This window comes from Vibrio tapetis subsp. quintayensis (assembly GCF_030409945.1).
Taxonomy (GTDB): Bacteria; Pseudomonadota; Gammaproteobacteria; order Enterobacterales; family Vibrionaceae; genus Vibrio; species Vibrio quintayensis.
This window is the reverse complement of record NZ_JAUFQV010000021.1, coordinates 1-970: the sequence shown is the minus strand read 5'-3', so window position 1 is coordinate 970 and position 970 is coordinate 1. Positions and strand designations below refer to the sequence as shown.

General features: G+C 46.4%; 1 protein-coding gene. It reads left to right on the top strand.

Annotation, left to right across the window (positions count from 1 at the left end):
• On the top strand, positions 1–970 hold a 970-nt coding region (locus QWZ04_RS08110), incomplete at both ends, for a cadherin-like domain-containing protein (RefSeq protein ID WP_290326799.1).

Here is a 970-nt window from a genome sequence, read left to right as displayed (position 1 = left end):
ACCACCAGTACGGCTACAGGGTTAACGCTCAATTCTGATGGATCCTATACTTTTGATGCGTCTAGCTACGACAGCTTATCAAAAGACGAAACGCTCGATATTGTTGTGCCTGTGACGGTTACCGATGAAGTTGGCGAGACAGACACCACAACACTGACCATTACTGTCACTGGAACCAATGATGACCCGGTCGCCGTATCAAAAACCGATGCGGTGACTGAAGATGCCAGTATATCGGGTCAACTAACAGCAACGGACGTTGATTTACCTTCTGGTAGCTCGTTGAGTTTTACCACTACCAGTACGGCTACAGGGTTAACCCTCAATTCTGATGGATCCTATACATTTGATGCGTCTAGTTACGACAGTTTATCCAAAGACGAAACATTAGATATCGTCGTTCCTGTGACGGTTACGGATGAAGTTGGTGGGACAGACACCACAACATTGACCATTACCATTACGGGCACAAACAACGATCCGGTCGCTAACATCGCCGCCACTGATGTGCTTGAAGATTCGATTTTAACGGGTGTTTTCACGGCATCCGATGTTGATCTGCCATCAAGCAGTAACCTCACGTTCTCAACCACATCGACAGCCACAGGATTAACGTTTAATTCTGATGGAAACTATACATTTGATGCGTCTAGTTACGACAGTTTATCCAAAGACGAAACGCTAGATATCGTCGTACCTGTGACGGTTACCGATGAAGTCGGCGGGACAGACACCACAACGTTGATGATTACCATTAAGGGCACAAACGACGATCCGGTAGCTAACATCGCCGCCACTGATGTGCTTGAAGATTCGAATTTAACGGGTGTTGTCACGGCATCCGATGTTGATCTGCCATCAAGCAGTAACCTCACGTTCTCAACCACATCGACAGCCACAGGATTAACGTTTAATTCTGATGGAAGCTATAGTTTTGATGCTTCTAGCTACGACAGTTTGTCCAAAGACG